Genomic DNA, 25,647 nt, shown 5'->3' with positions numbered 1-25,647 from the left:
TCAGTTCTCCGGAGCGGGGTCGGGCTGCCCGGCGGGCCGGGACGGCCGCGCCGGATAGGGACGGAAGAGGCCTTCTTGGACCACGGAGACCAGCAGCCTGCCCTCAAGGTCGTAGATGCGGCCCCGGGCCAGGCCCCGGCCGCCGTGCGCGATGGGCGACTCCTGGTCGTACAGGAACCACTCGTCGGCCCGGAAGGGCCGGTGGAACCACATGGCGTGGTCCAGGCTCGCCATGTCGAACCCGCGCATCCCCCACAGCGGTTCCACCGGGATGCGCACGGCATCGAGGAGGGTCATGTCACTGGCGTAGGTGAGGGCGCAGGTGTGCACGAGCGGGTCGTCCCCCAGGGGCCCGACCGCGCGCATCCACACCGCGCTGCGGGGATCGGCGTCCTTGAGCTCCTCGGGAGCCCAGCGGAGCCGGTCCACGTACCGGATGTCGAAGGGCTGGCGGCGGGCCATCCGTTCCAGCGCCTCGGGCAGCGCGCCCAGGTGCTCGCGGATCTCGTCCACGACCTTCGGGAGCGTGTCCGGGTGCGGGAAGTCGAGGCGAGGAGGCAGCTGGTGCTCGATGCTGCCGTCCTCCGGATGATGGAAGGAGGCGGTGAGATTGAAGATCGTCTTGCCCTGTTGGACCGCGGTGACCCGGCGCGTGGTGAAGGACCGCCCGTCGCGCACCCGCTCCACCTGGTACACGATCGGCACCCCGGGGATGCCGGGGCGCAGGAAGTACGCGTGCAGCGAGTGGACCGGGCGGTCGCTCTCGGTGGTGCGGCCCGCCGCCACCAGTGCCTGGCCGGCGACCTGTCCGCCGAAGACGCGCTGGAGGGACTCCTGCGGGCTGGCGCCGCGGAAGATGTTGACCTCGATCTGCTCCAGATCGAGCAGGTCGACCAGTCTCTCGGCGGGGTTCGTCATCAGGGGTTCTCCATGGTCGGGTCCGGACGGGGCCGGCGGGAAGCGGGGGCCGGTGGGAGGGGGGCGTCGGTCAGAGCGCGCCGAGTTCGCCGACGGAGGTGACCCGGACGACCGCCCGGCCCTCCTCGTCGGAAGCCGCGAGGTCGACCTCGGCGCTGATGCCCCAGCCGTGGTCCCCGTTGGGGTCCGCGAAGGTCTGGCGGACGCGCCAGAGGCCGTGCGCCGGGTCCTCCTCGATCTGGAGCAGCTTCGGGCCGCGGGCGTCGGGGCCGGTGCCCAGGTCGTCGTACTCGTCCCAGTACCCGTCCATGGCCTCGCCCCAGGCGTCGGCGTCCCAGCCGGACTCGGCGTCCAGCTCGCCCAGCACGTTCACGTGGTCGAGTGCGGCCAGCTCCACCCGGCGGAACATGGCGTTGCGGACCAGGACGCGGAAGGCGCGCGCGTTGGCGGTGACCGGCTTGACCTGATCGGCCTTCTCCTGGGCCTGCTCCGCCGTCTCCACCTCCGGGTTCGCCAGCTGCTCCCACTCGTCCAGGAGGCTGGAGTCGACCTGGCGGACCAGCTCGCCGAGCCAGGCGATGAGGTCCTGGAGGTCCTCGGACTTGAGGTCGTCGGGGATCGTGTGGTCCAGCGCCTTGAACGCGCTCGCGAGGTAGCGCAGCACGATGCCCTCGGTGCGGGCCAGCTCGTAGTAGGAAGTGAACTCGGTGAAGGTCATCGCGCGTTCGTACATGTCGCGGATGATCGACTTCGGGGAGACCGGGTGGTCGCGCACCCAGGGGTGGCTCTTGGCGTAGACGTCGTAGGCGTGCAGGAGCAGCTCTTCGAGCGGCTTGGGATAGGTGACGTCCTGGAGCCGCTCCATCCGCTCCTCGTACTCGATCCCGTCGGCCTTCATCGCGCCGACCGCGATGCCCCGCTCCTTGTTCTGCTGGGCGGCCAGGATCTGGCGCGGGTCGTCCAGGGTGGACTCGACGACGGACACCATGTCGAGTGCGTAGGAGGGCGACTCCGGGTCCAGCAGGTCGAAGGAGGCCAGCGCGAAGGTGGACAGCGGCTGGTTGAGCGCGAAGTCCTGCTGGAGGTCGACGGTGAGCCGGATGGTACGGCCCTCCGCGTCGGGGGTGTCCAGCTTCTCGACCACCCCGCCGTCGAGCAGCGAGCGGTAGATCGCGAAGGCCCGGCGGATGTGCCGCAGCTGGGCCTTGCGCGGCTCGTGGTTGTCCTCCAGCAGATGGCGCATCGCCTGGAAGGCGTCTCCCGGCCGGGCGATGACCGACAACAGCATGATGTTGGTGACCTTGAAGCGCGAGGTCAGCGCCTCGGGGTCGGCGCCGATGAGCTTCTCGAAGGTGGTGTCCGACCAGGCGACGAAGCCCTCGGGGGCCTTCTTGCGCACCACCTTGCGGCGCTTCTTCGGGTCGTCTCCCGCCTTGGCGAGGGCCTTCTCGTTCTCGATCACGTGCTCGGGGGCCTGGGCCACCACGTAGCCCGCCGTGTCGAAGCCCGCCCGACCGGCGCGGCCGGCGATCTGGTGGAACTCGCGGGCGCGCAGCGTGCGGACCCGGTTCCCGTCGTACTTGGTGAGCGCGGTGAACAGCACCGTGCGGATGGGGACGTTGACGCCGACACCGAGGGTGTCCGTACCGCAGATCACCTTCAGCAGACCGGCCTGTGCGAGCTTCTCGACCAGGCGCCGGTACTTGGGCAGCATGCCGGCGTGGTGCACGCCGATGCCGTGCCGGACGTAGCGGGAGAGGTTCTGCCCGAACTTGGTGGTGAAGCGGAAGTTGCCGATGAGCTCGGCGATCTTGTCCTTCTCCTCACGGGTGCACATGTTGATGCTCATGAGCGACTGCGCCCGCTCGACCGCCTGGGCCTGCGTGAAGTGCACGATGTACACCGGGGCCTGCCGGGTCTCCAGCAGTTCGGTGATGGTGTCGGTGATGGGCGTGGTCACGTAGTCGTACGACAGCGGGACGGGCCGGGTCGCGGAGCGGACCACCGAGGTGGGACGGCCGGTGCGCCGGGTCAGGTCCTCCTCGAACCGCTTCATGTCGCCGAGGGTCGCCGACATCAGGACGAACTGCGCCTGCGGAAGCTCCAGCAGCGGGATCTGCCAGGCCCAGCCCCGGTCTGGTTCCGCGTAGAAGTGGAACTCGTCCATCACGACCTGGCCGATGTCGGCGTGCTTGCCGTCGCGCAGGGCGATGGAGGCCAGCACCTCGGCGGTGCAGCAGATGACGGGGGCGTCGGCGTTCACGGAGGCGTCGCCGGTCAGCATGCCGACGTTCTCGGTGCCGAAGAGCTTGCACAGGTCGAAGAACTTCTCCGAGACCAGCGCCTTGATGGGGGCCGTGTAGAAGGTGACCTTGTCCTGGGCGAGCGCCGTGAAGTGGGCGCCGGCCGCGACGAGGCTCTTGCCGGAGCCGGTAGGAGTGGAAAGGATCACGTTCGCCCCGGAGACGACCTCGATCAGTGCCTCCTCCTGAGCCGGGTACAGGGTGATGCCCTGATCCTCCGCCCACGAGGAGAAAGCCTCGAAGAGGGCGTCGGGGTCGGCGTTCGGCGGGAGCTGATCAATGAGGGTCACACCCCCCATCTTGCCTGGCTTCACCCCGGATGAGGGAACCGGCGGACGGAACGAAGATCACCAACGGTACGCTGTGCCGTCGACGCGGCTCGCACGAAACCCTCGACGGGGCCCGACCAGCACACCACCGGGGCGGGGAACGACCATGATGGGTCCGGCGCACTCACTGTCGGGAGCGGCCGCCTGGCTGGGAGTGGGAGCGGCCACCGCTGCCACCGGACACCCGATGCCGTGGCCGGTCCTCGCCGTCGGCGCTCTGATCTGCGCCGGAGCCGCCCTCGCGCCCGACCTCGACCACAAGTCGGCGACGATCTCCCGCGCTTTCGGCCCGCTGTCCCGAGGCCTGTGCGAAGTGGTCGACAAGGTCTCCTACGCCGTCTACAAGGCCACCCGCTCGCCGCGCGACGCCCGCCGGACCGGCGGCCACCGCACCCTGACGCACACCTGGCTGTGGGCGGTCCTCATCGGAGCCGGCGCCTCCGCGCTCGCCGTCTCCACCGACCGGTGGGGCGTGCTCGCCCTGCTCTTCGTCCACCTGGTGCTCGCCGTCGAGGGCCTGCTGTGGCGGGCCGCCCGGATGTCCAGCGACATCCTCGTCTGGCTCCTCGGCGCCACCAGCGCCTGGACCCTGGCGGGAGTGCTCGACCAGCCCGGGAACGGCGCCGGCTGGCTGTTCACCGGGCCGGGCCAGGAGTACCTCTGGCTCGGCCTGCCGATCGTGCTCGGCGCCCTGGTCCACGACATCGGCGACGCGCTGACCGTGTCCGGCTGCCCGGTGCTGTGGCCGCTCCCGATCGCAGGCAAGCGCTGGTACCCGATCGGCCCGCCGAAGATGATGCGCTTCCGCGCCGGCAGCTGGGTGGAGCTCAAGGTCCTGATGCCGGCGTTCCTACTGCTCGGCGGCGTCGGCGGGGCCTCGGCCCTCGGCTTCATCTAGTGCTGTGACCGGCAGCGGCCCGCGGGGGCGGGCGGGATCCCAGGTCCCGGACCCACGCCCCCGCAGGACCGCGGTCACCCGTGCCAGGAGCGCCAGAGCGCCGCGTACGCGCCGTCCGCCGCGACCAGTTCGTCGTGCGAGCCGAGCTCACTGATCCGGCCGCCCTCCACCACCGCGATCACGTCCGCGTCGTGCGCGGTGTGCAGCCGGTGGGCGATCGCGATGACCGTGCGGCCCTCCAGGACCCGGGCCAGCGACCGCTCCAAGTGCCGTGCGGCGCGCGGGTCCAGCAGCGAGGTGGCCTCGTCCAGCACGAGCGTGTGCGGGTCCGCCAGCACCAGCCGGGCCAGCGCGATCTGCTGCGCCTGCGCCGGCGTCAGCACCGTGGCGCCGGAGCCGACCTCGGTGTCCAGACCGGCTTCCAGGGCCCGGGCCCAGCCGTCCGCGTCCACCGCGCCCAGCGCCGACCACAGTTCGCCGTCCCCGGCTCCCGTCCGCGCGAGGCGGAGGTTGTCCCGCAGCGAGCCCACGAACACGTGGTGCTCCTGGTTCACGAGTGCCACGTGCGCGCGCACCCGCTCCGCCGGCATCCGCGACAGCCGCGCCCCGCCCAGGGTGACCTCTCCGGTCCGAGGCGCGTAGATGCCCGCGAGGAGTCGTCCCAGGGTGGACTTGCCGGCGCCCGAGGGCCCCACCAGCGCCATCCGGGTGCCGGGCGGCACGGTCATCGACACCCGGTGCAGGACGTCGACGCCCTCCCGGTAGCCGAACCGGACCTCGTCGGCCCGGACGTCGCGGCCCTCGGGGGACACCTTCGGGTCGCCCCCGTCCGGTTCGATCTCCCGCACGCCCACCAGCCGGGCCAGCGACACCTGGGCCACCTGCAACTCGTCGTACCAGCGCAGGACCAGGCCGATCGGGTCGACCATCATCTGGGCCAGCAGCGCGCCCGTCGTCATCTGCCCGACCGACATCCAGCCCCGCAGCACGCAGTACCCGCCGATCAGCAGCACCGAGCCGAGGATCGTCACGTACGTGACGTTGATGACGGGGAAGAGGATCGTCCGTAGGAACAGCGTGTACCGCTCCCACGCCGTCCACTCCTTGATCCGCCGCTCCGACAGCGCGATCCGGTCCGCGCCGAGGCGGTACGCCTCGACGGTGCGGCCCGCGTCCACGGTCTCCGTGAGCACCGCGGAGACCGCCGCGTACCCGGCCGCCTCCGAGCGGTAGGCCGACGGCGCCCGCCGGAAGTACCAGCGGCAGCCGACCACCAGCACCGGCAGCGCCACCAGCGCGGCCAGGGCCAGCGGCGGCGCGGTCACCGCGAGCGCCCCGAAGAGCAGCGACACCCACACCGCGCCGATGGCGAGCTGCGGCACGGCTTCGCGCATCGCGTTGGCCAACCGGTCGATGTCGGTGGTGATGCGCGACAGCAGGTCGCCGGTACCGGCCCGTTCCAGTACGCCCGGCGGCAGCCCCACCGACCGCACCAGGAAGTCCTCGCGCAGGTCCGCCAGCATCTGCTCGCCGAGCACCGCCCCGCGTAGCCGCACCAGCCGGACGAACAGCGTCTGGACGACGAGGGCCGCCGCGAAGAGCAGTGCAACGCGCTCCAGGTGCAGTTCGCGCGCCCCTGCCGCGAGATCGTCCACGACCCGCCCCAGCAGGTACGGACCGACCATGGAGGCGACCACCGCGACCGCGTTGACGCCCACCAGCGCCAGGAAGGCCCGCCGGTGCCGCCGGAACAGGCCGCGCACATAGCCCCGTACGGTCGCCGACGTGCCCACGGGCAGGGTCGCGGCCGTCTCGGGTGCCGCCGGATCGTAGTCCGGCGGTGCCACGCCGATCATGCGGATTCCTCGATCTCTGTGAGTGCTTCTGCCAGCTCGGTCAGTTCCGGCCGGCCGGGCGGCTGCCCGCCGGCCCCGTCCTCGTCGGGCTCACGGGTGACGACGGCCCGGTAGCGGGGTTCCCGGCGCAGCAGCTCGCGGTGCGTACCGACGGCCGCCACCGCGTCCTCGTGGACGAGTACGACGCGGTCGGCGCGGTCCAGCAGCAGCGGTGATGAGGTCAGGACCACGGTGGTGCGCCCGGCGCGCAGGGTCGCGACCCCGTCGGCGATCCGGGCCTCGGTGTGCGAGTCGACCGCCGAGGTCGGCTCGTCGAGCACCAGCACCTCGGGGTCGGTGACCAGCGACCGCGCCAGCGCGAGCCGCTGGCGCTGTCCGCCGGACAGCGACCGGCCGCGCTCGGTGATCCGGGCGTCCATCGGGTCGTCGATCCCGTCCGGCGCCGACTGCAACAGCGCGTCCAGGACGTCCGAGCACTGCGCGGCCGCCAGCGCGGCCCCGGACTCGACGGCCCCGGACGCCGGTACGTCGAACAGCTCGCGCAGGGTCCCGGACAGCAGCACCGGGTCCTTGTCCTGGACGAGGACCAGGGTGCGGGCGGTGTCCAGTTCGAGGTCGTCCAGCGCGACCCCGCCGAGCAGGACGGAGGGCCCGTCCGCCGCGTCCGTGTCCATGGCGTGGCCGCCGAGGCGTTCCGCGAGCCGGCCCGCCAGGTCCGGGTCCCCGCACACCACGGCGGTGAGTCGGCCGGCGGGGGCCAGCAGCCCGGTCCGCGGGTCGTACAGGTCCCCGCCCGCGGCCGGGGCCTTCGCCACCTCGACCGTCCCGGGGCGCTCGGCGGCGTCCGTGCGGGTCAGCGAGAGCACCCGCGCGGCCCGCTGGGCGGAGGGGCGGGAGAAGGAGTACGCCATCGCGATCTCCTCCACGCTCCGGAGCGGGTACATCATCAGGGACACCGCGCTGAAGACGGCGACGAGTTCACCGACCGCGAGGCGCCCGTCGAGTACGAGCGAGGAGCCGTACCAGACCACCGTGATCAGCAGCACGCCCGGCAGCAGTACCTGGATCGCGGAGATCAGCGCCCACATCCGGGCACTGCGCACGGCCGCCTCCCGGACGGCCTGCGAGGCCTCTCGGTAGCGCCCGAGGAACAGCTCCTCGCCGCCGATGCCGCGCAGGACCCGCAGACCGGCCACGGTGTCCGAGGCCAGCTCGGTGGCCTTGCCCGCCTTCTCGCGCTGCACGTCCGCGCGCTGCGTGGCGCGCGGCAGCAGCGGCAGGGCGGCGAGCGCGAGCACCGGCACGCCGATGGCGACGACCGTGCCGAGGGCCGGCGCGTACAGCACCAGGGCGACGCAGATCAGCACGATGGTGACGGCCGCCGCGAGGAAGCGGGACACGGCCTCGACGAACCAGCCGATCTTCTCCACGTCGCCCGTGGACACGGCGACGACCTCACCGGCCGCGACCCGCCGGCTGAGCGCGGAGCCCAGCTCGGCGGTCCTGCGGGCGAGCAGCTGCTGCACCCGGGCGGCGGCGGTGATCCAGTTGGTGACGGCGGTCCGGTGGAGCATGGCGTCGCCGAGCGAGATGGCGATGCCGAGCAGCACGATCAGCGCGCCGACGAGCAGCAGGCGATCGCCGTCGCGGTCGACGACCGCGGCGATGCCGAAGCCGACCGCGAAGGGCAGGCCGGCGACACCGCAGTGGTGCAACAGTCCCCAGCACAGGCTCTTGGCCTGTCCGCCGAGTTGACCGCGCCCCAGCCACCACAGGAAGCGAGGGCCGGAGCGAGCGTCGGGTACCCCTGGGTCCGGATACGGAAGATCGCTGATCTGCATGACGCCCCATGACTGGTCGGAGTGGTCCAAACCGTGCAAGGTTCGCCTTCCGGGTCGGCGTCGGCAATCGATTTTCCGCCGCCGAAGGCGCGTCGCGATACGGCTCGCGGTCGGATCGGGCGATGTCGTCCCTGCTCGCAGGGGGGCGCTCGCGCGGCGCTCACGGGCGGGTGGCGCGCTCCAGTTCGAGCAGGGCCGACCAGTAGCCGCGCCCGGTCGCCCGGTCCATGGCGACCTCGCACATCCGGTTCGCCGACAGGTGGACGTCGAAGGCGCGCGCGGTCACCTCCGCCGCCTCCCGCTCCGTGGCGGAGGCGGTCAGCTCCGGGTGCAGCATGCCCCGGTCGCCGGCGAAGGCGCAGCAGCCCGCGTCGTCGGGGACCACCACTTCCTCGGCGCACGCCTCGGCGACCGCCCGGAGCCGCATCTCGTCCCCCAGGTGCCGCATCGAGCAGGTGGGGTGGAGCGCCGCCGAACCCACCCTGCGCCGTACGTCGAGGTGCGGCAGCAGCTCTTCCGCGGCCCACTCCACGGAGTCGACGATCCGCAGGTCGGCGTGGAGGGCCCGGTTGTCGTCGGTGAGGTACGGGAGCACCTCGCGGGCGATCCCCAGGGTGCAGGAGGAGGCGTCGACGACCAGCGGCAACCGGCCGCCCGCGGTCCAGCCCCAGGCGGCCTCCACGATCCGGTTGGCCATCAGGCGGTTCCCGGCGTCGTACCCCTTGGAGTGCCAGATCGTCGCGCAGCAGGTGCCGGTCACGTCGCGGGGGATCCACAGCGGTTTCCCCGCCCGCTCGGACACGGCCACCACGGCTTCGGGCAGGGAGGGGCCGCGGTGGCCGTCCGGGTTGCCGAAGATGCGGTTGACGCAGGCCGGGTAGTACACGGCCGCCGCACCGGAGGGCCGGGTGGCCGGCAGCTTCCGGGCGGCGGCCGGGATCTGGGGCAGCCACCGCGGGACCAGGTCCGGGCGCACGGCCTTGCGGGCGGCCCCGGTGAGCGCCTCCAGCGGCCGGTCCCCGACCCGGTCGGTGATCGTGTCGGCGGCGGCGACGGCCAGTCGGGCGGCCGCCTCGACGGCGCGGAACCACCGGGCGGCCGCCTCGGCCGCCCGCTCCTCGCGCCGGCTGTGGCGGCGGTGGCGGAAGTCCTTCATCAGCGCACCGGTATCGATGCCCACGGGGCAGGCGAGCTTGCAGGTGGAGTCGCCCGCGCAGGTGTCCACCGCGTCGTAGCCGTAGGCGTCGAGGAGCCCGTCCAGCACGGGGGAGCCGGGCTTCTGGCGCAGCATCTCGCGGCGCAGCACGATCCGTTGGCGCGGGGTGGTCGTCAGGTCCCCGCTGGGGCAGGTGGGTTCGCAGAAGCCGCACTCGATGCAGGGGTCGGCCACCGCCTCGACGACGGGGATCGTCTTCAGCCCGCGCAGGTGCGCCCGGGGGTCGCGGTCGAGGAGGACGCGCGGGGCGAGCACCCCGTCCGGATCGACGACGCGCTTGGTGCGCCACATCAGTTCGGTGGCCTTCGGGCCCCATTCGAGCTCCAGGAAGGGGGCCATGTTGCGGCCGGTGGAGTGCTCCGCCTTCAGGGAGCCGTCGAAGCGCTCGACGGTGAGCCGGCAGAAGGCGTCCATGAAGGCCGCGTAGCGCGCGACGTCGGAGGGGTCGGCGGCGTCGAAGGCGAGCAGGAAGTGCAGGTTGCCGTGAGCGGCGTGGCCGGCGACGGCGGCGTCGAAGCCGTGCCGCGCCTGGAGCGCGAGGAGCGCCTCGCAGGCCTCGGCCAGGCGCGAGGGCGGTACCGCGAAGTCCTCGGTGATGAGGGTGGTGCCGCGGGCGCGGGCTCCGCCCACGGCGGTGACGAAGGCCTTGCGCGCCTTCCAGTAGCCGCCGATGGCCCCCGGGTCCCGGGTGAACGCGTTGGTGATCGAGGCCACCGGTGCCACCAGGTCGAGTCCGGCGAGCAGTGCGGTGGCGCGGCGCTCGCAGGCGTCGGCGCCGGCGGCGTCCGGAGCCCGGAACTCCACCAGGAGGGCGGCCGTCGACCGGGGGAGGTCCGCCCAGTCGGCGGGGACGCCCGCGACGCTGACCGAGGCGCGCAGGGTGTTGCCGTCCATGAGCTCGACGGCGAGGGCGCCCGCGTCGTTGAAGAGGGGGACGGCGGCCGCGGCGGCGGGCAGGGAGGGGAAGAACAGCAGGGCGGAGCAGAGTTCGCGGTCCAGCGGGAGAGTGTCGAAGACGACCTCGGAGATGAATCCGAGGGTGCCCTCGGAGCCGACCGCGAGACCGCGCAGGATCTCGGCGGGGGTGGTGCCGTCGAGGTAGGCGTCGAGCCGGTACCCGGTGGTGTTCTTGATCTCGTACTTGGCGCGGATCCGGGCGACGAGCGCCGGATCGGCCTCGATCTCCCGCTTGATCTCCATCAGCCCGTGGCACAGCGCCGGTTCGGCGCGCGCCAGTTCCTCGTCGGCCAGCGGGTCGGCCGTGTCCACGACGGTGCCGCCGGGCAGTACGAGGGTGAGCGAGGAGAGGGTGCGGTACGAGTTCCTCGTGGTGCCCGCGGTCATCCCCGACGCGTTGTTGGCGACGACCCCGCCGAGCGTGCAGGCGAGGGCGCTGGCCGGGTCGGGGCCCAGGACGCGGCCGTGGCGGGCGAGGGCGGCGTTGGCCCGCAGCACGGTGGTGCCGGGCCGGACGCGGGCCCGCAGGCCCTCGTCCAGCACCTCGACCCCGACCCAGTGGCGGCGTACGTCGACGAGGATGTCCTCGCCCTGGGCCTGGCCGTTGAGCGAGGTGCCCGCGGCGCGGAAGACGACGTCGCGCCGGCGGCCGCGGGCGTAGGAGAGGACCGCGGAGACGTCGTCGATGTCCTCGGCGATCACGACGACCTGGGGCACGAAGCGGTAGGGGGAGGCGTCCGAGGCGTAGCGGACCAGGTCGGAGACCTTCCACAGCACCTTCTCGGCGCCGAGCAGTTCGGCCAGCTCGGTGCGCAGGGGCTCCGGTGTGCCGGCCGCCGTCCGCTCGGGGACGCGGTCCGGGGCGGGGCCGGCGGGGCCGCGCGGGCGCAGGCTCCCGGGTTTCGGTTCGAACAGCGGCATGTGCCATCCCTCGCCTCTTCGCGGCCCACGCGTGGCCCCTACCGGCAGTCGAGCTCCGCCGGGACGTCCGACAGCGCGCCGAGCAGACCGCCGAGGACCTCGCGCTGGTCGGCGGTCAGTGGAGCCAGGATCTCCTCCGCCGCGTCGGTTCGCGCGTTGCGCAGGCGTCGCAGTGTGGCGCGCCCCGCGTCGGTGAGCTCGATCCGTATGACGCGGCGGTTCGCCGGGTCGGGTACGCGGCGCACGCGGTCGGCGGCCTCCAGGCCGTCCACGAGGGTGGTCACGGCGCGGGGCACGACTTCGAGCCGGGCGGCGAGATCCGCCATTCGGGGCGGTTCCCCGTCCTCGTAGTGCGAGACCAGGCGCAGCAGCCGGGACTGGGCCGGGGTGATGCCGAGGGGCCCCAGATGGCGCTTCTGGATGCGGTGGAGCCGTCGGGTCAGCCGCAGCAGCTGCTCGGCGAGAACGCCGTCTGTGGTGTCGCTCTCGGAAGGTGTCCTCATACTGGGAACAGTATCAGGACCAGATTCATTGTGAGCATAGGTAACAATGAGCTATGCTCATGCAAGTCTCGTCAGAAGGAGGCCCATGCGCCCCGAGGAACCGAAGTGGATCCCATCGAAAGAAGCGCTTGATCCCAGCCGCCCCGCTCCGGCGGACCAACCGCGCGAACTGCACCGCATCGTGGCCCTCTTCCGGCCGTATCGGGGGCGGCTCGCCGTCGTCGGCCTGCTGGTGGCGGCCTCCTCTCTGGTCGGTGTCGCCTCGCCGTTCCTGCTCAAGGAGATACTCGACGTCGCGATACCCCAGGGCCGCACCGGGCTGCTCAGCCTGCTCGCCCTCGGCATGATCCTGACCGCCGTCGTCACCAGCGTCTTCGGTGTGCTCCAGACGCTGATCTCCACCACGGTCGGCCAGCGCGTCATGCACGACCTGCGCACGGCGGTCTACACCCAGCTCCAGCGGATGCCGCTGGCGTTCTTCACCCGGACCCGCACCGGCGAGGTCCAGTCGCGCATCGCCAATGACATCGGCGGCATGCAGGCGACCGTCACCTCCACGGCCACCTCGCTCGTCTCCAACCTGACGGCCGTCATCGCCTCCGTCGTCGCCATGCTCGCGCTGGACTGGCGGTTGACCGTCGTCTCGCTGCTCCTGCTCCCCGTGTTCGTGTGGATCAGCCGCCGGGTCGGCCGTGAGCGCAAGCGGATCACCACGCAGCGGCAGAAGCAGATGGCCGCCATGGCGGCCACCGTCACCGAGTCGCTCTCGGTGAGCGGCATCCTCCTGGGCCGCACCATGGGCCGGTCGGACTCGCTCACCTCCTCCTTCGCCGCGGAGTCGGAGAAGCTGGTCGATCTGGAGGTCCGCTCCAGCATGGCCGGGCGCTGGCGCATGTCCACGATCGGCATCGTCATGGCCGCCATGCCCGCGCTGATCTACTGGGCCGCCGGCATCGCCCTGCAGTCCGGAGCCCCCTCGTTGTCCGTCGGTACCCTCGTCGCCTTCGTGACGCTCCAGCAGGGCCTGTTCCGGCCCGCCGTGAGCCTGCTGTCGACGGGTGTGCAGATACAGACCTCGCTCGCCCTGTTCGCGCGGATCTTCGAGTACCTCGACCTCCCGGTGGACATCACCGAGCGCGAGGGCGCGGTGCGACTGGAGCGGGCCGCGGGCGAGGTCCGGCTGGAGGGCGTGGACTTCACCTACGACGCCACGAGCGGTCCGACCCTGACCGGGATAGACATCACGGTCCCGGCGGGCGGTTCCCTGGCCGTGGTCGGACCGACCGGCTCCGGGAAGAGCACCCTCAGCTACCTCGTGCCCCGGCTCTACGACGTGACGGGCGGGCGGGTCACCCTCGACGGGGTGGACGTGCGCGACCTGGACTTCGACTCGCTGGCCCGCTCCATAGGCGTGGTTTCGCAGGAGACCTACCTCTTCCACGCCTCGGTCGCCGACAACCTGCGCTTCGCCAAGCCGGACGCCACCGACGAGGAGATGGTCGAGGCGGCGCGCGCGGCGCAGATCCACGAGCACATCGCCGCCCTGCCCGACGGGTACGACACCCTGGTCGGCGAGCGGGGGTACCGCTTCTCCGGCGGGGAGAAGCAGCGGCTGGCCATCGCGCGCACGATCCTGCGGGACCCGCCGGTGCTGATTTTGGACGAGGCCACCAGCGCCCTGGACACCCGCACCGAGCACGCCGTCCAGCAGGCCATCGACAACCTCACCGAGGGCCGCACCACGATCACCATCGCGCACCGGCTCTCCACCGTCCGCGACGCGGACCAGATCGTGGTCCTGGACGCGGGCCGCATAGCCGAGCGCGGCACCCACGAGGAGCTGCTGGCGGCCGACGGCCGGTACGCGGCCCTGGTCCGCCGGGACCGTGACGCCGCACTGCCGCCGGAGGTCGTCCAGAACCCCGACCCGACCGGGCGGAGCGGCCGGCTGGCTCCGGTGAAAGTGTGATCGTATGACCGGCACGCCTGCCGGATGTTCCGCATGTCGGTTTCGGGCGGTTAGCTTTCCCGCATGCGTCATGAGCATCCGCCGCCACAGACCCGCTCCCGGCTGACGCGCCGGGGTCGCCTCGCGCTCTTCCTCGGCACGCTGCTCGCGATCGGGGCGGGGGTCCTGATCCCGCTGCTGCGGGGCGGAGAAGCCACCGAGAAGCCGCGCTTGCTGCTGATCCCCGAAGGCTGGCGGGCACCGCAGGTGTACGCGGCGCTCGACAGGGAGCTCGCACTCCCGGCCGGGACCACGAAGGCGGCGGTCGCCACCGCGGGTCTGGCCCTGCCCGACGAGGCGAAGGGCAACCCGGAGGGGTACCTCTTCCCGGCGACGTACCCCGTGACCCCGCAGTCGACCCCGGCCACGCTCCTCGCGCACATGGTGCGCACGGCGAACGAGAAGCTCGCCACCCGGGCCGTCGCGGACGGCGGCAGGGCCCACGGGATGACCCCGTACCAGACGGCCACACTCGCCAGCATCATCGAGGCGGAGGCCGACACCCGCGCCGACATGGGCAAGATCGCCCGGGTGGTGCACAACCGGCTGGCGAAGTCGATGCCGCTCCAGACGGACTCCACCATCAACTACGCGCTGAACCGCTCCACGCTGGACACCAAGCTGAGCGAGACCCGGATCGACAGCCCCTTCAACACCTACCGGCGCCAGGGACTGCCGCCCACGCCGATCGACAGCCCGGGGTTGGAGGCCATGGCGGCGGCGGTCGCGCCGACGCCGGGCGACTGGTTGTTCTTCGTCACCGTGAAGCCCGGGGACACCCGCTTCTCCGCGACGTACGAGGAGCACAAGAAGCACGTCGCGGAGTTCAACGAGGTCCGCGCCACTGCCGGCGCCCGTGCCGACGCCCGCGCCCGTGCCGGTCAGGGGCCCGCCCCCGGGAGATGAGGTGCGGCGCACCCGGCGCCGGGCGTCGCTCCGGAGGTTCAGGGCGCGGCGCGCGCCCGTAGCCAGTCGTACGCCGCGTCGGCGTCGAACTCGCGCTGCCCGCCCGGGAAGAGCAGGCCCGAGGAGGTGAAGGCCGGGTCGTGCGCGGTGTCCGCCACGTAGGGGACCGCCACGCAGCGCATTCCGGCGGCCCGCGCGGCCAGCGCGCCCGGCACGGCGTCCTCGACGACCACGCACTCGGCCGGCTCGGCGCCGAGCCGTCGGGCGGCCTCCAGGAAGACGTCCGGGGCCGGCTTGCCGCGTGCGACCTCCTCGGCCGAGACCACCGTGGTCAGCAGGGCGTCCAGACCGGTGCCCGCCAGTACCGCGTGGATCGCCTCGCGGGACGAGCCCGAGGCCACCGCCATCGGCACGCCCTCGGCGTGCAGCCGTTCCACGAAGGCGCGCATCCGCGGGTAGGCCTCGGTCCCGGTTCGGGCCAGTTCCAGGTAGGCGGCGTTCTGCTCGGCGAGCAGCTGTTCCACCGGCGCCGGGATCCCGTACCGCTCCTTGAGGATCTCCAGGGTCTCCCGCGTGCCGATGCCGATGAAGCGGGAGTGCTGCTCCCAGCTGAAGTCGGGGACCCCGTGCCGCTCCAGGGTGCGGCGGCCGGACTCGTAGTAGTTCGGCTCACTGTCCACGAGGGTGCCGTCGAGATCGAATATGACGGATGTCATCCGCTCTGCCCGTCCTGCCGTCGCATCCTGCCCGCACCATCGTGTCAGGTTGTGCGTACGGCCCGTCCCACGGACTCCACCAGTGGCAGCAGCCGGTGCGGGACCCGCTCGCGCAGGGCGACCTCGGTACGGGTGCGGACCACGCCGGGGAGCCGGATCAGCCGCTGGATCACGTCCTCCAGGTGCGCGTTGTCCCGGGCCGCCACCCTGGTCAGCAGGTCGCCGCCGCCGGTGATCGAGAAGGCCTCGATGATCTCGGGCACGGCGGCCAGCGCGTCCCCCACGTCGTCCAGGTGCCCTTGGGTGACCTCGATGTGCACGAAGGCCAGGACCGGATGCCCCAGCGCGGCCGGGGACAGCACGGGACCGGTGCCGGTGATCACCCCGGTGCGTTCCAGCCGGTCCAGCCGTGCCTGCAGGGTGCCGCGCGCGACCCCGAGGAGCCGGGCGTACTCGCGCACGCTGGTGCGCGGCTGCTCGATCAGCAGGCGCAGGATCCGGGTGTCGAGCTCGTCCACCGCCATGGCGCGACTGTACCAATGGCCCCCGTTCCGCCGGATCCGCGCCTTCCTCCGTGCCTCCGGTGCAGCGGCCGGGCGACGCCTCGGATCCGCCGAACGGGGCACCCCGCCGGGGGCGCGCATCCGTTCATACGGGGCCGGGGGAATCCTCTGCGAGGACGCGATCGGGAGCATTATGCGGAGCGGAGACAGCCATGAAGGACCTGTACTGCCTGGTCACCGGGGCCACCGGCTACATCGGCGGCCGACTGGTGCCCGAGCTCCTCGGCGCCGGGCACCGCGTCCGCTGCCTGGCCCGCTCCCCGGAGAAGCTGCGCGACCACCCCTGGGCCGACCGCGTCGACATCGTCAAGGGCGATGCCACCGACGCGGAATCCGTGGCCGGGGCCCTGCGCGGCATCGACGTCGCGTACTACCTCGTGCACGCCCTCGGAGGCGGCTCCGGCTTCGAGGACCGCGACCGCGCCGCCGCCCGGATCTTCGCCGAACGGGCCGCCGCGGCCGGTGTCCGGCGCGTCGTCTACCTCGGCGGACTCACCCCGGCCGGCATCCCCGTCCAGGACCTCTCCCCGCACCTGCGCTCGCGCGCCGAGGTCGGCGAGATCCTGCTCGCCGGGCCCGTCCCGGCCACCGTCCTGCGGGCCGCCGTCATCATCGGCTCCGGCTCCGCCTCCTTCGAGATGCTGCGCTACCTCACCGAGCGGCTGCCCGTCATGGTCACGCCCAGCTGGGTCGGCACCCGCTGCCAGCCGATCGCCGTCCGCGACGTCCTGCGCTACCTCGTCGGCAGCGCGGGCATGCCGCCCGAGGTCGACCGGGCCTTCGACATCGGCGGTCCGGACGTGGTCACGTACGAGGAGATGATGCGCCGCTACGCCGCGGTGGCGGAGCTGCCGAAACGGCTCATCCTGCGCGTCCCGATGCTCACCCCGCGCCTGTCCAGCCACTGGATCGGACTCGTCACCCCGGTACCGAGGGCGCTGGCCCGGCCGCTCGCCGAATCCCTGCGCCACGAGGTGGTGTGCGCGGAGCACGACATCGCGCGGTACGTCCCCGACCCGCCCGGCGCCCCCGTCGGCTTCGACCGTGCCCTCTCCCTGGCCCTCCAGCGGGTCCGGGAGGCCAACGTGACCACCCGCTGGTCCTCGGCCTCGGTCCCGGGGGCTCCCGGCGACCCGCTGCCCACCGACCCCGACTGGGCCGGCGGGAGCCTGTACACCGACCGGCGGGAGCGGCGCGTCGAGGCCTCGCCGGAGGCACTGTGGCGGGTGGTGGAGGGCATCGGCGGGGAGAACGGCTGGTACTCCTTCCCGCTGGCCTGGTCCGTACGGGGGTGGCTGGACCGGCTCGTCGGCGGGGTCGGCATCCGCCGGGGCCGGCGCGACGCCGCCCGGCTGCGGGTGGGCGACTCCCTCGACTTCTGGCGCGTGGAGGAGATCGAGCCGGGCCGCCTGCTGCGCCTGCGCGCCGAGATGCGGCTGCCGGGGCTGGCCTGGCTGGAGATGCGGGTGGAACCTCCGGGACCCCCCACCGCTCCCGCGACGGTCGCCCCTGCGGGCGGCTCCCGGAAGGCCCCCGCCGGTGCGGGTCCCGGGGCCGCGACCGCCCCCGCCGGGAGGCCGGCGGCGGGGTACCGGCAGCGGGCGCTGTTCCACCCGCACGGGCTGCTCGGGCACCTCTACTGGTGGAGCGTGTCCCCCTTCCACGCCGTGGTCTTCGGCGGCATGGCCCGCAACATCGCCCGCGCCGCCGAGCGCCTCGACCCCCCGGACGGCGCCGCATCCGACCGCCCCGCACCGGCCGAAGTACCCGACGACAACCGTCCCCCACAGCCCTGACGCGGAGCGAGAGCCATGAACGTCGCGGTCGTCCTGTACACCTCCGACCTGCGCCTGCACGACCACCCGCCGCTGCGCGCGGCCCTCTCCTCCAGCGACCAGGTGGTGCCCCTGTTCGTCCGCGACCGCGCCGTCGCGGCCGCCGGTTTCGCCCCGCCCAACCGGCTCGCCTTCCTCGCCGACTGCCTCGCCGACCTCGACGCCGGACTGCGCGAGCGCGGCGGCCGCCTCGTGATCCGCTCCGGCGACGTGGTCGCCGAGGTCTGCGCCCTCGTCCGGGAGGCCGACGCGGACGAGGTCCACATGGCCGCCGGCGTCAGCGGCTACGCCCACGCCCGCGAGGAGCACCTGCGCACCGCCCTCGAAGCCGAGGGCCGGCGGCTGTACGTACACGACACGGTGATCACCGCGGTCGCCCCGGGGGCCGTGCTGCCGGCCGGCTCCGACCACTTCGCCGTCTTCACCCCCTACTCCCGGCGCTGGGCCGAACTGCGTCTGCGCACACCGGCCCCCGCCCCCCGCGCCGTCCGCGTCCCCGACGGAGTCGGCTCCGAACCGCTGCCCGCACGGGCCGCGGTCACCGGCACCTCACCGGGCCTCGCCCGGGGCGGCGAGACCGAGGGCCGCCGCCTCCTGGCGACCTGGCTGCGCTCGGGGGTCACCCGCTACGAGGACACCCATGACGACCTGGCGGGCGACGCCACCTCCCGGCTCTCCCCGCACCTGCACTTCGGCACCCTCTCGGCCACCGAGGCCGTCCACCGGGCCCGGGCGGCCGGCGGGCCCGGCGCCGAGGCCTTCGTCCGGCAGCTGTGCTGGCGCGAGTTCCACTACCAGGTCCTCGCGGCCCGCCCGGAGAGCGCCGCCCGCGACTACCGCGCCCGGCAGGACCGCTGGCGCACCGGCCCGTCCGCCGAGGCGGACACCGAGGCCTGGAAGGCGGGACGCACGGGCTATCCCGTGGTCGACGCCGCCATGCGCCAGCTCCGGCACGAGGGCTGGACGCACAACCGTGGCCGGCTGATCGCCGCGAGCTTCCTCACCAAGACGCTGTACGTCGACTGGCGGACCGGGGCCCGCCACTTCCTGGACCTCCTCGTCGACGGCGACCTCGCCAACAACCAGCTCAACTGGCAGTGGGTGGCCGGCACCGGCACCGACACCCGCCCCAACCGGGTCCTCAACCCGGTCCGCCAGGGCCTGCGCTACGACCCCGAGGGCCGCTACGTGCACCGCTGGGTGCCGGAGCTGGCGGGCCTGCCCGCCCCGCGCGTGCACGAACCGTGGCGGCTGCCGGCACTGGAGCGCGCCCGGTACGACTACCCCGAGCCGGTGGTGGAGCTCGGCGAGGGCCTGGAGCGCTTCCGGCGGGGCCGGGGGAGCGAGTGAGCGCCGCGCCCCCGCACCCGCGCGGCCCGTCGTATCGTGCACGGGTGCAGCCCGTTCCGCCGGCTCCGATGCCCCAGGACCTCCCCGCCGCCGCCCTCAGCACCGGAGCCGTCGCCCGGCACCTGGGGGTCTCGCCGACCACCCTGCGCTCCTGGGAGCGCCGCTACGGGATCGGGCCGGCCCGCCGCGAGGACGGGCGCCACCGCCGCTGGACCCCGCCGGACGTCGCCCGGCTGGAGCTGATGTGCCGGCTCACCGCGCGGGGCGTGCCCCCGGCCGAAGCGGCCCGGGCGGCGCGCGACACGCAGAGCGCCGACCCCCGCGCGGCCTCCGACGCCCCTGCCGCCACCGACGACGCCGACCGCCGCGCCGCCCCGGCCCCGGGCGGGCCGCGCTCCCTTCCGCTCGGGGACGTCCGCCCGGAGTGCAGGGGGCTCGCCCGGGCGGCCGTACGACTGGACGCGCCGGCCGTGGAGGACCTGCTGGAGGCCACCCTCGCGGAGCTCGGGCCGGTCACCGCGTGGGAGGAGGTCATCATGCCGACCCTGCACGCGGTGGGCCGCAAATGGGCCTCGGCGGGGGAGCGTTACGTCGAGGTGGAGCACCTGCTGTCCTGGTACGTCTCCTCGGCCCTGCGCCGGATCCGGCCCGCCCCGGAGACGGCGCGGTCCCCGGTCCCGCCCGTGCTCCTCGCGTGCGCGCCCGGGGAGCTGCACAGCCTGCCGATCGAGGCACTGGCCGCCGCCCTCGGCGAACGGGGCCTGCCGGTACGGATGTTCGGCGCCGCCCTGCCCGCCGAGGCCCTGCACGACGCGGTGCGCCGGACCGGTCCCCGGGCCGTCGTGCTGTGGGCGCAGTCCCGTACCACCGGGGACCGGGCCCTGGCCCGCTCGGTGGCCGGCATCGAGTGGGGGCTGCGCGGGGCCCGCGGGCACTCGGCGGTACTGGTCGCGGGACCCGGCTGGGGCGGCGGCGCGCCGGTGCCGCGCACCGAACGACTGTTCGGGCTGCGCTCGGCCCTCGACGTCATCGCGGGGCAGGCAGCGCCGTCTCCAGCGACCGGCGCAGGCCCTGGAGGGCCCGCCGCATATGGCTCTTGACGGTGCCCAGCGGCAGCCCGGTGCGGGCCGCGATCTGGGACTGGGTCAGATCCCCGTAGAAGGCCAGGCACAGCACCCGCCGCTGCGCCGACGGCAACCGGGCCAACTCGCCCAGGACCAGGACCCGGTCCACGGCGCGCTCCGGCTCGGACTCCGTACGGATCCACGCCCCGGGCGCCGGGACGAGGTCGTGGCAGGCCCGGGTCGCGGCGGCCACCGCCCGGGCCCGCCGGGTCCGGGCCTCCAGCGCGTCGGCCACCTTGTGCCGGGTGATGCCCGTGAGCCAGGCCCCGAGACCGCCCGGCCCCGGACGGTAGCTCCGGCGGCCGCGCCAGGCCGCCAGGAAGACCTGTTGGGTGACGTCCTCGGCCTCCCGCTCGTCGCCGAGCGAGCGGCGGGCGAGGGAGTGGACCAGCGGCTGCCAGCGCCGGTGGACCGCTGCCACGCAGTCCTCGTCGCCCGCCGCGAAACCGGCCGCGATGCGTTCCTCGTCGTCCATGGCCCGAGCTTCGCCAGCGCGGGCCGCCATCCCAAGTTGCAGCGTTTGCGCATCGAATTCCACAGCCCTCCCCGGGGGCCCGGCCGCTGTCCGGCCGCGCCCCCGGTCGGACCTATCCGCGGCCGGGCACCGGGGGCACCGCCCGGTACAGCACGGCCACCCCCAGCACCACCGCCGCGGCGGGCAGCAGCAGTGCGCCCACCGACCAGCCGGCCCTTACCAGCAGCGCCCCGATCAGCCCGCCGGCGAACATCGCCGGCACCGCCCCCGCCCGGCGCACCCAGGCCCCCGTGCCGTACCCGAAGGAGCTGTCCTGCCCCAGGACGGAGCCGCCCAGCAGCGCCGTCATGGACCGGGTGATCAGCGTGGTCGACACCCCGGGCACGTTCACCCGCATGCTCGTCACCGTGCGCAGGCCCTTCGCCACCGCGAGCACGTTGCCGGTCCGCATGGCGGTGAACACCGGCCCGAGGGCGAGCAGGCTCACCGCTTCGACCAGTCCGGTGACCCAGGTCAGGACGAGCATCAGCCCGGTCGGCGACAGCCGCCCCGTGCGGTTACCCCAGTTCATGAGGCCCGAGGGTGACACGCCCGCCCGGGTCCTCCGGCACCGACATGCCGGAGGGCTAGGGTCCGAGGATGAGCGACCTGCTGCTGGTGAGGCACGGCGAGACGGCGTGGAGCGCGAACGGGAGGCACACCGGCCGCACCGACGTTCCACTGACCGCGCGCGGTGTGGAAGAGGCCATCTCGCTGGCCCCCTACTTCCGCGACCTGAGGCCGGCCCTGGTGCTGATCAGCCCGCTGCGCCGGGCCGTCGCCACGGCCCGGCTCGCCGGGCTCCCCGACGGGACCACGGACCCCGACCTCCAGGAATGGGACTACGGCGGATACGAGGGCGTCACCACCGCGGAGATCCGGCGCACCACGCCCGACTGGTCCCTGTGGACCCACGGGGTGCCCGTCGGGGACACGGCGCACCCCGGCGAGAGCGCGGCCGAGGTGGGCGCACGTGCGGACCGGGCACTGGCCCGGGTCGCCCCGGTGCTCCGCGCCGACGGGGGCGACGCGGTGATCGTCGCCCACAGCCACTTCCTGCGCGTCCTGACCGCCCGCTACCTGGGCCTGGCACCCGAGGACGGCCGGCTCTTCCTGCTGCGCACCGGTACGGTCAGCGTGCTCTCCACCGAACACGACCTGCCGGTGATCGCGGGCTGGAACACCCACCCCTGAGCACCGGCCGCCCGTGCGCCACCGCCCGGACGCCGCCGCCTCGCGCGTCGGCGCCGGTTGCGTGACGATTCGTACATGGCCGACGACGATACGGGCGGTGGCGCCGGAGCCGGCTCCGGAGCCGCAACGGGAGCGGGAACGGGAACCGGGGGTCCCGACGCGGGACTCAAGCCCAACGCGATCGGCTTCCTCGACGCGCTCGTCATCGGCCTGAACTCCACCTCGCCCGCCTACTCCCTGGCCGCCGTCCTCGGTCCGATCGTGGCCCTGGTCGGGATCTACGCGCCGGGCGTGATGCTGGCCTCCTTCGTACCGATGCTGCTGATCGCCGCCGCCTTCTACTACCTCAACAAGGTCGACCAGGACTGCGGGACCACCTTCTCGTGGGTCACCCGGGCCATGGGCCCCTGGGCGGGCTGGCTCGGCGGCTGGGCCATCGCGATGACCGGCGTGCTGGTCATCGGCTCGCTGGCGGACGTCGCCGTGCACTTCGGGCTGCTCGCCGCCGGACTCGACAGCTGGGCCGCCAACCCCGTCACCCGACAGACCCTCACCGTCGTGGTGATCCTCGCCATGACCGCCGTCTGCGTCCTGGGCACCGAGCTGTCGGCCCACCTCCAGGACGTCCTCATCCTCGCCCAGGTCTTCTTCCTGCTGGCCTTCGCGGTCGTCGCGCTGTACCGCGTCTACGCCGGGACCAGCAGCCTCGACTCGATCGAGCCCTCCCTGAGCTGGCTCAACCCCTTCGGCGCGGGCGGCGCCGCGCTGACGGGCGGGCTGCTGCTCGGCGTGTTCATCTACTGGGGCTGGGAATCGGCGGTCAATCTGACCGAAGAGGTCGAGAACTCCGCCACCGCGCCCGGCCGGGCCGGCATCTGGTCCACGGTGGTGCTCCTGGTGACCTACCTGTCCGTGGGATTCGCCGTCGTCGGCTACGCGGGCACGCAGTTCCTGGCCGAGAACGCCGGCGAGGAGGAGGCCGTCTTCGCCGTACTGGCCAAGGAGGTCATGGGCGGCTGGGACTGGGTGGTGCTCCTCGCGGTCTGCACCTCGGCGCTCGCCTCCACCCAGACCACGATCATCCCCGCCTCGCGCACCGCGCTGTCCATGGCCCGCCGGCACGCGCTGCCGCCCGCGCTCGCGCACATCCACCCGAGGTTCCGGACCCCCGACGTCAGCACCTGGTGGGTGGCCGGCATCGCGATCGGCTGGTACCTCGTCGTCAACCAGATCAGCGAGAACGCGCTCCTGGACTCGCTGACCGCGCTGTCCCTGCTCATCGCCTTCTACTACGCGCTCACCGGCCTGGCCTGCGCCCTCTACTACCGCCGCCACCTGCTGGAGAACGCGCACAACTTCCTGCTCATCGGACTCGGCCCGGTGGTCGGCGCCGGGCTGCTGATCTGGCTGCTCGTCGAGTCGATCGGCGACATGTCCGACCCGGCGAACTCGGCCGGCGGCGTCTCCTGGTTCGGCCTCGGCCCGCCCCTGGTCATCGGGATCGCGATCGCCGTCGTCGGCGTACTCGTCATGTGCTTCTGGCGGCTGCGGGACGGCCGGTTCTGGCGCGAGCGGCGCGGCGTGGCCGACCCCGACCTCGTCCACGCCGAGAACTCCTGAGGAGGCGAGATGTCCGTCGTCCTGGGATACGACGAGTCACCCGGCGCGGAACGCGCCCTGCGGGTGGCGCTGGAGGTGGCGACCGCCTTCGGCGAGCCCTTGGTGCTCGTCTACGGAGCGGCCGCCCCCGGCCCCACCGGCGAGGAGTACCGGGCCCACCGGCAGGCCGTCCTGCAGGCGGGCCACCGTGCGCTCGCACACGCCGTCGAGGCGGCCGACGAGGCGGGCGTGCCCTCGACGGTCGAGGTGGTGGACGAGAAGCCGGCTCCCGCCCTGCTGGCCGCCGCCGAGCGGCATCGGGCCCGGGTCATCATCGTCGGGACCTGGGGCGACAGCCCGATCAGAGGTGCCCTGCTGGGTTCCACCCCGCACAAGCTCCTGCACCTCTCGCCGGTCCCCGTCCTGTGCGTACCGACCGAGCACGGCCAGGGCGCGGACGCCGGCTGACGGCCCTACGGGTGTCGCGATCGCCGCGGCCGGGCCGGCGGCCGGGCGCCGGTGGACGGGTGCCGGGTGCCGGTGGACGGGGCCGCGGTGCCCGTCAGGAAACGCCCGTGGGCGCCGCGGGCGGCGATTCCGCGCCAGTCCCGTCCCCGGCCGGCAGGGGCGTTTCCGAGTCGTCGGGGAGCCAACCGGCCCTCACCGAGAGGATGCCGGCCTCGAACCGGCTCCGCGCGTCGAGCCGGCGCAGGAGGATCGCGACGATGCGCCGCGCGCTGCGCGAGGAGATGCCGAGGCGCTTGGCGACGGCCTCGTCCGTGTGCCCCTGCGCCAGCAGTCTCAGGACCTCGCGCTCCCGGCGCGTCAATTCGGTTCCCTGGGCCGCTTGTTGCACTTCCCCCAAGGGCTGGGCAAGGGCCCAGGTCTGCTCGAACAGCGCGCACAGGGCGACGAGCAGGCTGTCGCCGCGCAGCACCAGCGCGGCTGCCCGGGCGTCGCGGGTGTCGATCGGCAGCACGGCCGTGGCCCGGTCGACGATGATCATCCGCAGCGGCAGCGACGGCACGGTGCGCACCCGCGCACCGCTGCGGTTGAGCCACTCCAGGTGCCACAGGGTCGGCGCATGCTTTCGGACGCTGTCCAGGTAGACGGTCCGTAACTGCACCCCGCGTGCGAGCATGGCCTGGTTGGGATCTCGGCTCGCCCGCAAGTCCTCGTCGCTGTGCCCGCCACCGGGGGCGAAGGTCATGACCGACCGCTCGGCAGTGTCCCCGAGTTGGGCCAGTCGGTGACGGATGGTGTCGATTCCGTGGAGACGCTCCACGGTGTCGCCCGTGCCGTGAGGATGTGCGGAGGCGTATTCGGCGATCAGGCGTGCCGCGGCGGCGCGCGCTGACTCCGTGCGTTCCTGCTGGGCGGCGAGTGCGGCTTCCTGACGTGCCAGCAGGATTCCCATGGCCGTCTCCGGACCGAGGACCCGGGGGATTTCCGACTCACGGGCGGTGGGATATATCAAGGAGAGCTCGCTGAGCCTGTCGAGGGCCAACCCCATCGCACCGGACGTCAGACCCAGACGGGCCGCGAGCTGAGACACGTTCTCATCGGGGTTGATCAACATGGCCAGGTATACCCGCTCGGAGACGGTATCCAGCCCCAGTGCCTTCAGCATCGGCTTCCCTGTTCCTGATGATGGACCGGGAAGCGATTGTGCAGCACGCATACCCCCCGTGGAACGGCACCTTCGGCCAAAGCGCCGCACCCTGTCAGCGGGGCCTCACATCCGCCTCTACCGCCAGGATCCGACATGTACCTCGTTCATGCGCAGTTGGCGCCGCTCGCGGGCGGGAAGCTTCCCCGGGAGGCAATGAGCCTGGTGAGCGCCCGCGTCCTGAAGGACCGGGACATTCAGCACGTCGCCGCGCACCCGGACGGCCCCGCGGGTCCGGTGCTCGGCGTCTTCATCCTCGCCGGCTCCGTCGAGGAGGCCGAGCGTCGCGTCGCCGAACTCTGCCACGGGGCCCTGCGCGACAGTCCCGGCCTGCACGGATCGAAACTCGCGCGGTGCGAGGTCGTCCTGGCACTGCCCGCCGGTCCCCGCGCCGAAGGAGGTACGGCGATGGCCTGATTGGGCCAGG

Annotated in this window: 21 protein-coding genes; 10 read left to right on the top strand and 11 right to left on the bottom strand. The window is 73.3% G+C overall.

Translation table 11 applies throughout. The features are described from left to right. Together ACWFQ8_RS06590 and ACWFQ8_RS06585 are read right to left on the bottom strand one after the other, a co-directional pair. Positions 1 to 918, bottom strand: coding sequence for an acyl-CoA thioesterase (locus ACWFQ8_RS06590; RefSeq protein WP_453785082.1), 918 nt, complete (start codon positions 916 to 918; stop codon positions 1 to 3). 70 nt (positions 919 to 988) lie between these two features. Then, positions 989 to 3,511, bottom strand: coding sequence for a DEAD/DEAH box helicase (locus tag ACWFQ8_RS06585; protein ID WP_453785081.1), 2,523 nt, complete (start codon positions 3,509 to 3,511; stop codon positions 989 to 991). A gap of 145 nt (positions 3,512 to 3,656) precedes the next feature. Between ACWFQ8_RS06585 and ACWFQ8_RS06580 the strand changes: the two genes are divergently transcribed. Further along, on the top strand, positions 3,657 to 4,448 hold the full coding sequence (locus tag ACWFQ8_RS06580) for a metal-dependent hydrolase (protein ID WP_453785080.1): 792 nt from the start codon (positions 3,657 to 3,659) through the stop codon (positions 4,446 to 4,448). Positions 4,449 to 4,522: 74 nt separating this feature from the next. Here ACWFQ8_RS06580 and ACWFQ8_RS06575 read toward each other — a convergent pair whose 3' ends face one another. The 4 genes from ACWFQ8_RS06575 to ACWFQ8_RS06560 all read right to left on the bottom strand — a co-directional run bounded on the left by ACWFQ8_RS06575 (position 4,523) and on the right by ACWFQ8_RS06560 (position 11,742). Beyond that, positions 4,523 to 6,304 (bottom strand): ABC transporter ATP-binding protein, encoded by a 1,782-nt coding sequence (locus ACWFQ8_RS06575; protein WP_453785079.1) that lies wholly within the window; start codon positions 6,302 to 6,304, stop codon positions 4,523 to 4,525. Then, entirely contained in the window at positions 6,301 to 8,145 is a 1,845-nt protein-coding gene (locus ACWFQ8_RS06570) for an ABC transporter transmembrane domain-containing protein (protein ID WP_453785157.1), read from the bottom strand. The genes ACWFQ8_RS06575 and ACWFQ8_RS06570 overlap by 4 nt, the downstream gene beginning before the upstream one ends. Positions 8,146 to 8,305: 160 nt before the next feature. Continuing rightward, complete coding sequence (locus tag ACWFQ8_RS06565; RefSeq protein ID WP_453785078.1) at positions 8,306 to 11,239, bottom strand: FAD-binding and (Fe-S)-binding domain-containing protein; 2,934 nt, start codon at positions 11,237 to 11,239, stop codon at positions 8,306 to 8,308. Positions 11,240 to 11,277: 38 nt separating this feature from the next. Continuing rightward, complete coding sequence (locus tag ACWFQ8_RS06560) at positions 11,278 to 11,742, bottom strand: MarR family winged helix-turn-helix transcriptional regulator (RefSeq protein WP_453785077.1); 465 nt, start codon at positions 11,740 to 11,742, stop codon at positions 11,278 to 11,280. 85 nt (positions 11,743 to 11,827) lie between these two features. Here ACWFQ8_RS06560 and ACWFQ8_RS06555 point away from each other — a divergent pair, with 85 nt between their 5' ends. Together ACWFQ8_RS06555 and mltG are read left to right on the top strand one after the other, a co-directional pair. Continuing rightward, the gene (locus tag ACWFQ8_RS06555; RefSeq protein WP_453785076.1) at positions 11,828 to 13,711 is read left to right on the top strand and encodes an ABC transporter ATP-binding protein; all 1,884 of its coding nucleotides are present in this window, start codon (positions 11,828 to 11,830) and stop codon (positions 13,709 to 13,711) included. A gap of 63 nt (positions 13,712 to 13,774) precedes the next feature. Further along, positions 13,775 to 14,656 (top strand): endolytic transglycosylase MltG, encoded by an 882-nt coding sequence (gene mltG / locus ACWFQ8_RS06550; RefSeq protein WP_453785075.1) that lies wholly within the window; start codon positions 13,775 to 13,777, stop codon positions 14,654 to 14,656. Between the two features lie 38 nt (positions 14,657 to 14,694). On the opposite strand, the gene ACWFQ8_RS06545 is transcribed toward mltG, so the two are convergent. Both ACWFQ8_RS06545 and ACWFQ8_RS06540 read right to left on the bottom strand, forming a co-directional pair. Further along, on the bottom strand, positions 14,695 to 15,372 hold the full coding sequence (locus ACWFQ8_RS06545; protein WP_453785074.1) for an HAD family hydrolase: 678 nt from the start codon (positions 15,370 to 15,372) through the stop codon (positions 14,695 to 14,697). Positions 15,373 to 15,416: 44 nt separating this feature from the next. Beyond that, positions 15,417 to 15,896: an Lrp/AsnC family transcriptional regulator gene (locus ACWFQ8_RS06540; protein ID WP_453785073.1), complete on the bottom strand. Its 480-nt coding sequence runs from the start codon at positions 15,894 to 15,896 to the stop codon at positions 15,417 to 15,419. Between the two features lie 191 nt (positions 15,897 to 16,087). Here ACWFQ8_RS06540 and ACWFQ8_RS06535 point away from each other — a divergent pair, with 191 nt between their 5' ends. From ACWFQ8_RS06535 to ACWFQ8_RS06525, 3 genes are all read left to right on the top strand, one after another. Then, the gene (locus tag ACWFQ8_RS06535; protein WP_453785072.1) at positions 16,088 to 17,731 is read left to right on the top strand and encodes an SDR family oxidoreductase; all 1,644 of its coding nucleotides are present in this window, start codon (positions 16,088 to 16,090) and stop codon (positions 17,729 to 17,731) included. 15 nt (positions 17,732 to 17,746) lie between these two features. Then, positions 17,747 to 19,120, top strand: a complete 1,374-nt coding sequence (locus ACWFQ8_RS06530; RefSeq protein ID WP_453785071.1) for a cryptochrome/photolyase family protein — start codon at positions 17,747 to 17,749, stop codon at positions 19,118 to 19,120. A 68-nt stretch (positions 19,121 to 19,188) separates the two neighbouring features. Then, positions 19,189 to 20,220 carry a MerR family transcriptional regulator gene (locus ACWFQ8_RS06525; RefSeq protein ID WP_453785156.1) on the top strand — a complete coding sequence of 344 codons (1,032 nt, stop codon included), beginning with the start codon at positions 19,189 to 19,191 and terminating at the stop codon, positions 20,218 to 20,220. On the opposite strand, the gene ACWFQ8_RS06520 is transcribed toward ACWFQ8_RS06525, so the two are convergent. After that, positions 20,147 to 20,719: an RNA polymerase sigma factor gene (locus tag ACWFQ8_RS06520; RefSeq protein WP_453785070.1), complete on the bottom strand. Its 573-nt coding sequence runs from the start codon at positions 20,717 to 20,719 to the stop codon at positions 20,147 to 20,149. The two genes, ACWFQ8_RS06525 and ACWFQ8_RS06520, sit on opposite strands and share 74 nt — an antisense overlap. A gap of 112 nt (positions 20,720 to 20,831) precedes the next feature. Continuing rightward, positions 20,832 to 21,290 carry a DUF1275 family protein gene (locus tag ACWFQ8_RS06515; RefSeq protein WP_453785069.1) on the bottom strand — a complete coding sequence of 153 codons (459 nt, stop codon included), beginning with the start codon at positions 21,288 to 21,290 and terminating at the stop codon, positions 20,832 to 20,834. A gap of 68 nt (positions 21,291 to 21,358) precedes the next feature. On the opposite strand from ACWFQ8_RS06515, the gene ACWFQ8_RS06510 reads away from it, so the two are divergent. From ACWFQ8_RS06510 to ACWFQ8_RS06500, 3 genes are all read left to right on the top strand, one after another. After that, the gene (locus ACWFQ8_RS06510; protein WP_453785068.1) at positions 21,359 to 21,952 is read left to right on the top strand and encodes a histidine phosphatase family protein; all 594 of its coding nucleotides are present in this window, start codon (positions 21,359 to 21,361) and stop codon (positions 21,950 to 21,952) included. 75 nt (positions 21,953 to 22,027) lie between these two features. Further along, positions 22,028 to 23,572 (top strand): APC family permease, encoded by a 1,545-nt coding sequence (locus ACWFQ8_RS06505; RefSeq protein ID WP_453785067.1) that lies wholly within the window; start codon positions 22,028 to 22,030, stop codon positions 23,570 to 23,572. A 9-nt stretch (positions 23,573 to 23,581) separates the two neighbouring features. Further along, positions 23,582 to 24,019, top strand: a complete 438-nt coding sequence (locus ACWFQ8_RS06500) for a universal stress protein (RefSeq protein ID WP_453785066.1) — start codon at positions 23,582 to 23,584, stop codon at positions 24,017 to 24,019. Positions 24,020 to 24,113: 94 nt separating this feature from the next. Here ACWFQ8_RS06500 and ACWFQ8_RS06495 read toward each other — a convergent pair whose 3' ends face one another. Continuing rightward, complete coding sequence (locus ACWFQ8_RS06495; RefSeq protein WP_453785065.1) at positions 24,114 to 25,181, bottom strand: LuxR C-terminal-related transcriptional regulator; 1,068 nt, start codon at positions 25,179 to 25,181, stop codon at positions 24,114 to 24,116. Positions 25,182 to 25,316: 135 nt separating this feature from the next. Between ACWFQ8_RS06495 and ACWFQ8_RS06490 the strand changes: the two genes are divergently transcribed. After that, complete coding sequence (locus tag ACWFQ8_RS06490; protein WP_453785064.1) at positions 25,317 to 25,637, top strand: hypothetical protein; 321 nt, start codon at positions 25,317 to 25,319, stop codon at positions 25,635 to 25,637. Positions 25,638 to 25,647: the final 10 nt, after the last annotated feature.

This window comes from Streptomyces sp. NPDC055254 (genome assembly GCF_053606025.1).
This window is presented reverse-complemented; position numbering and strand designations above follow the sequence as displayed.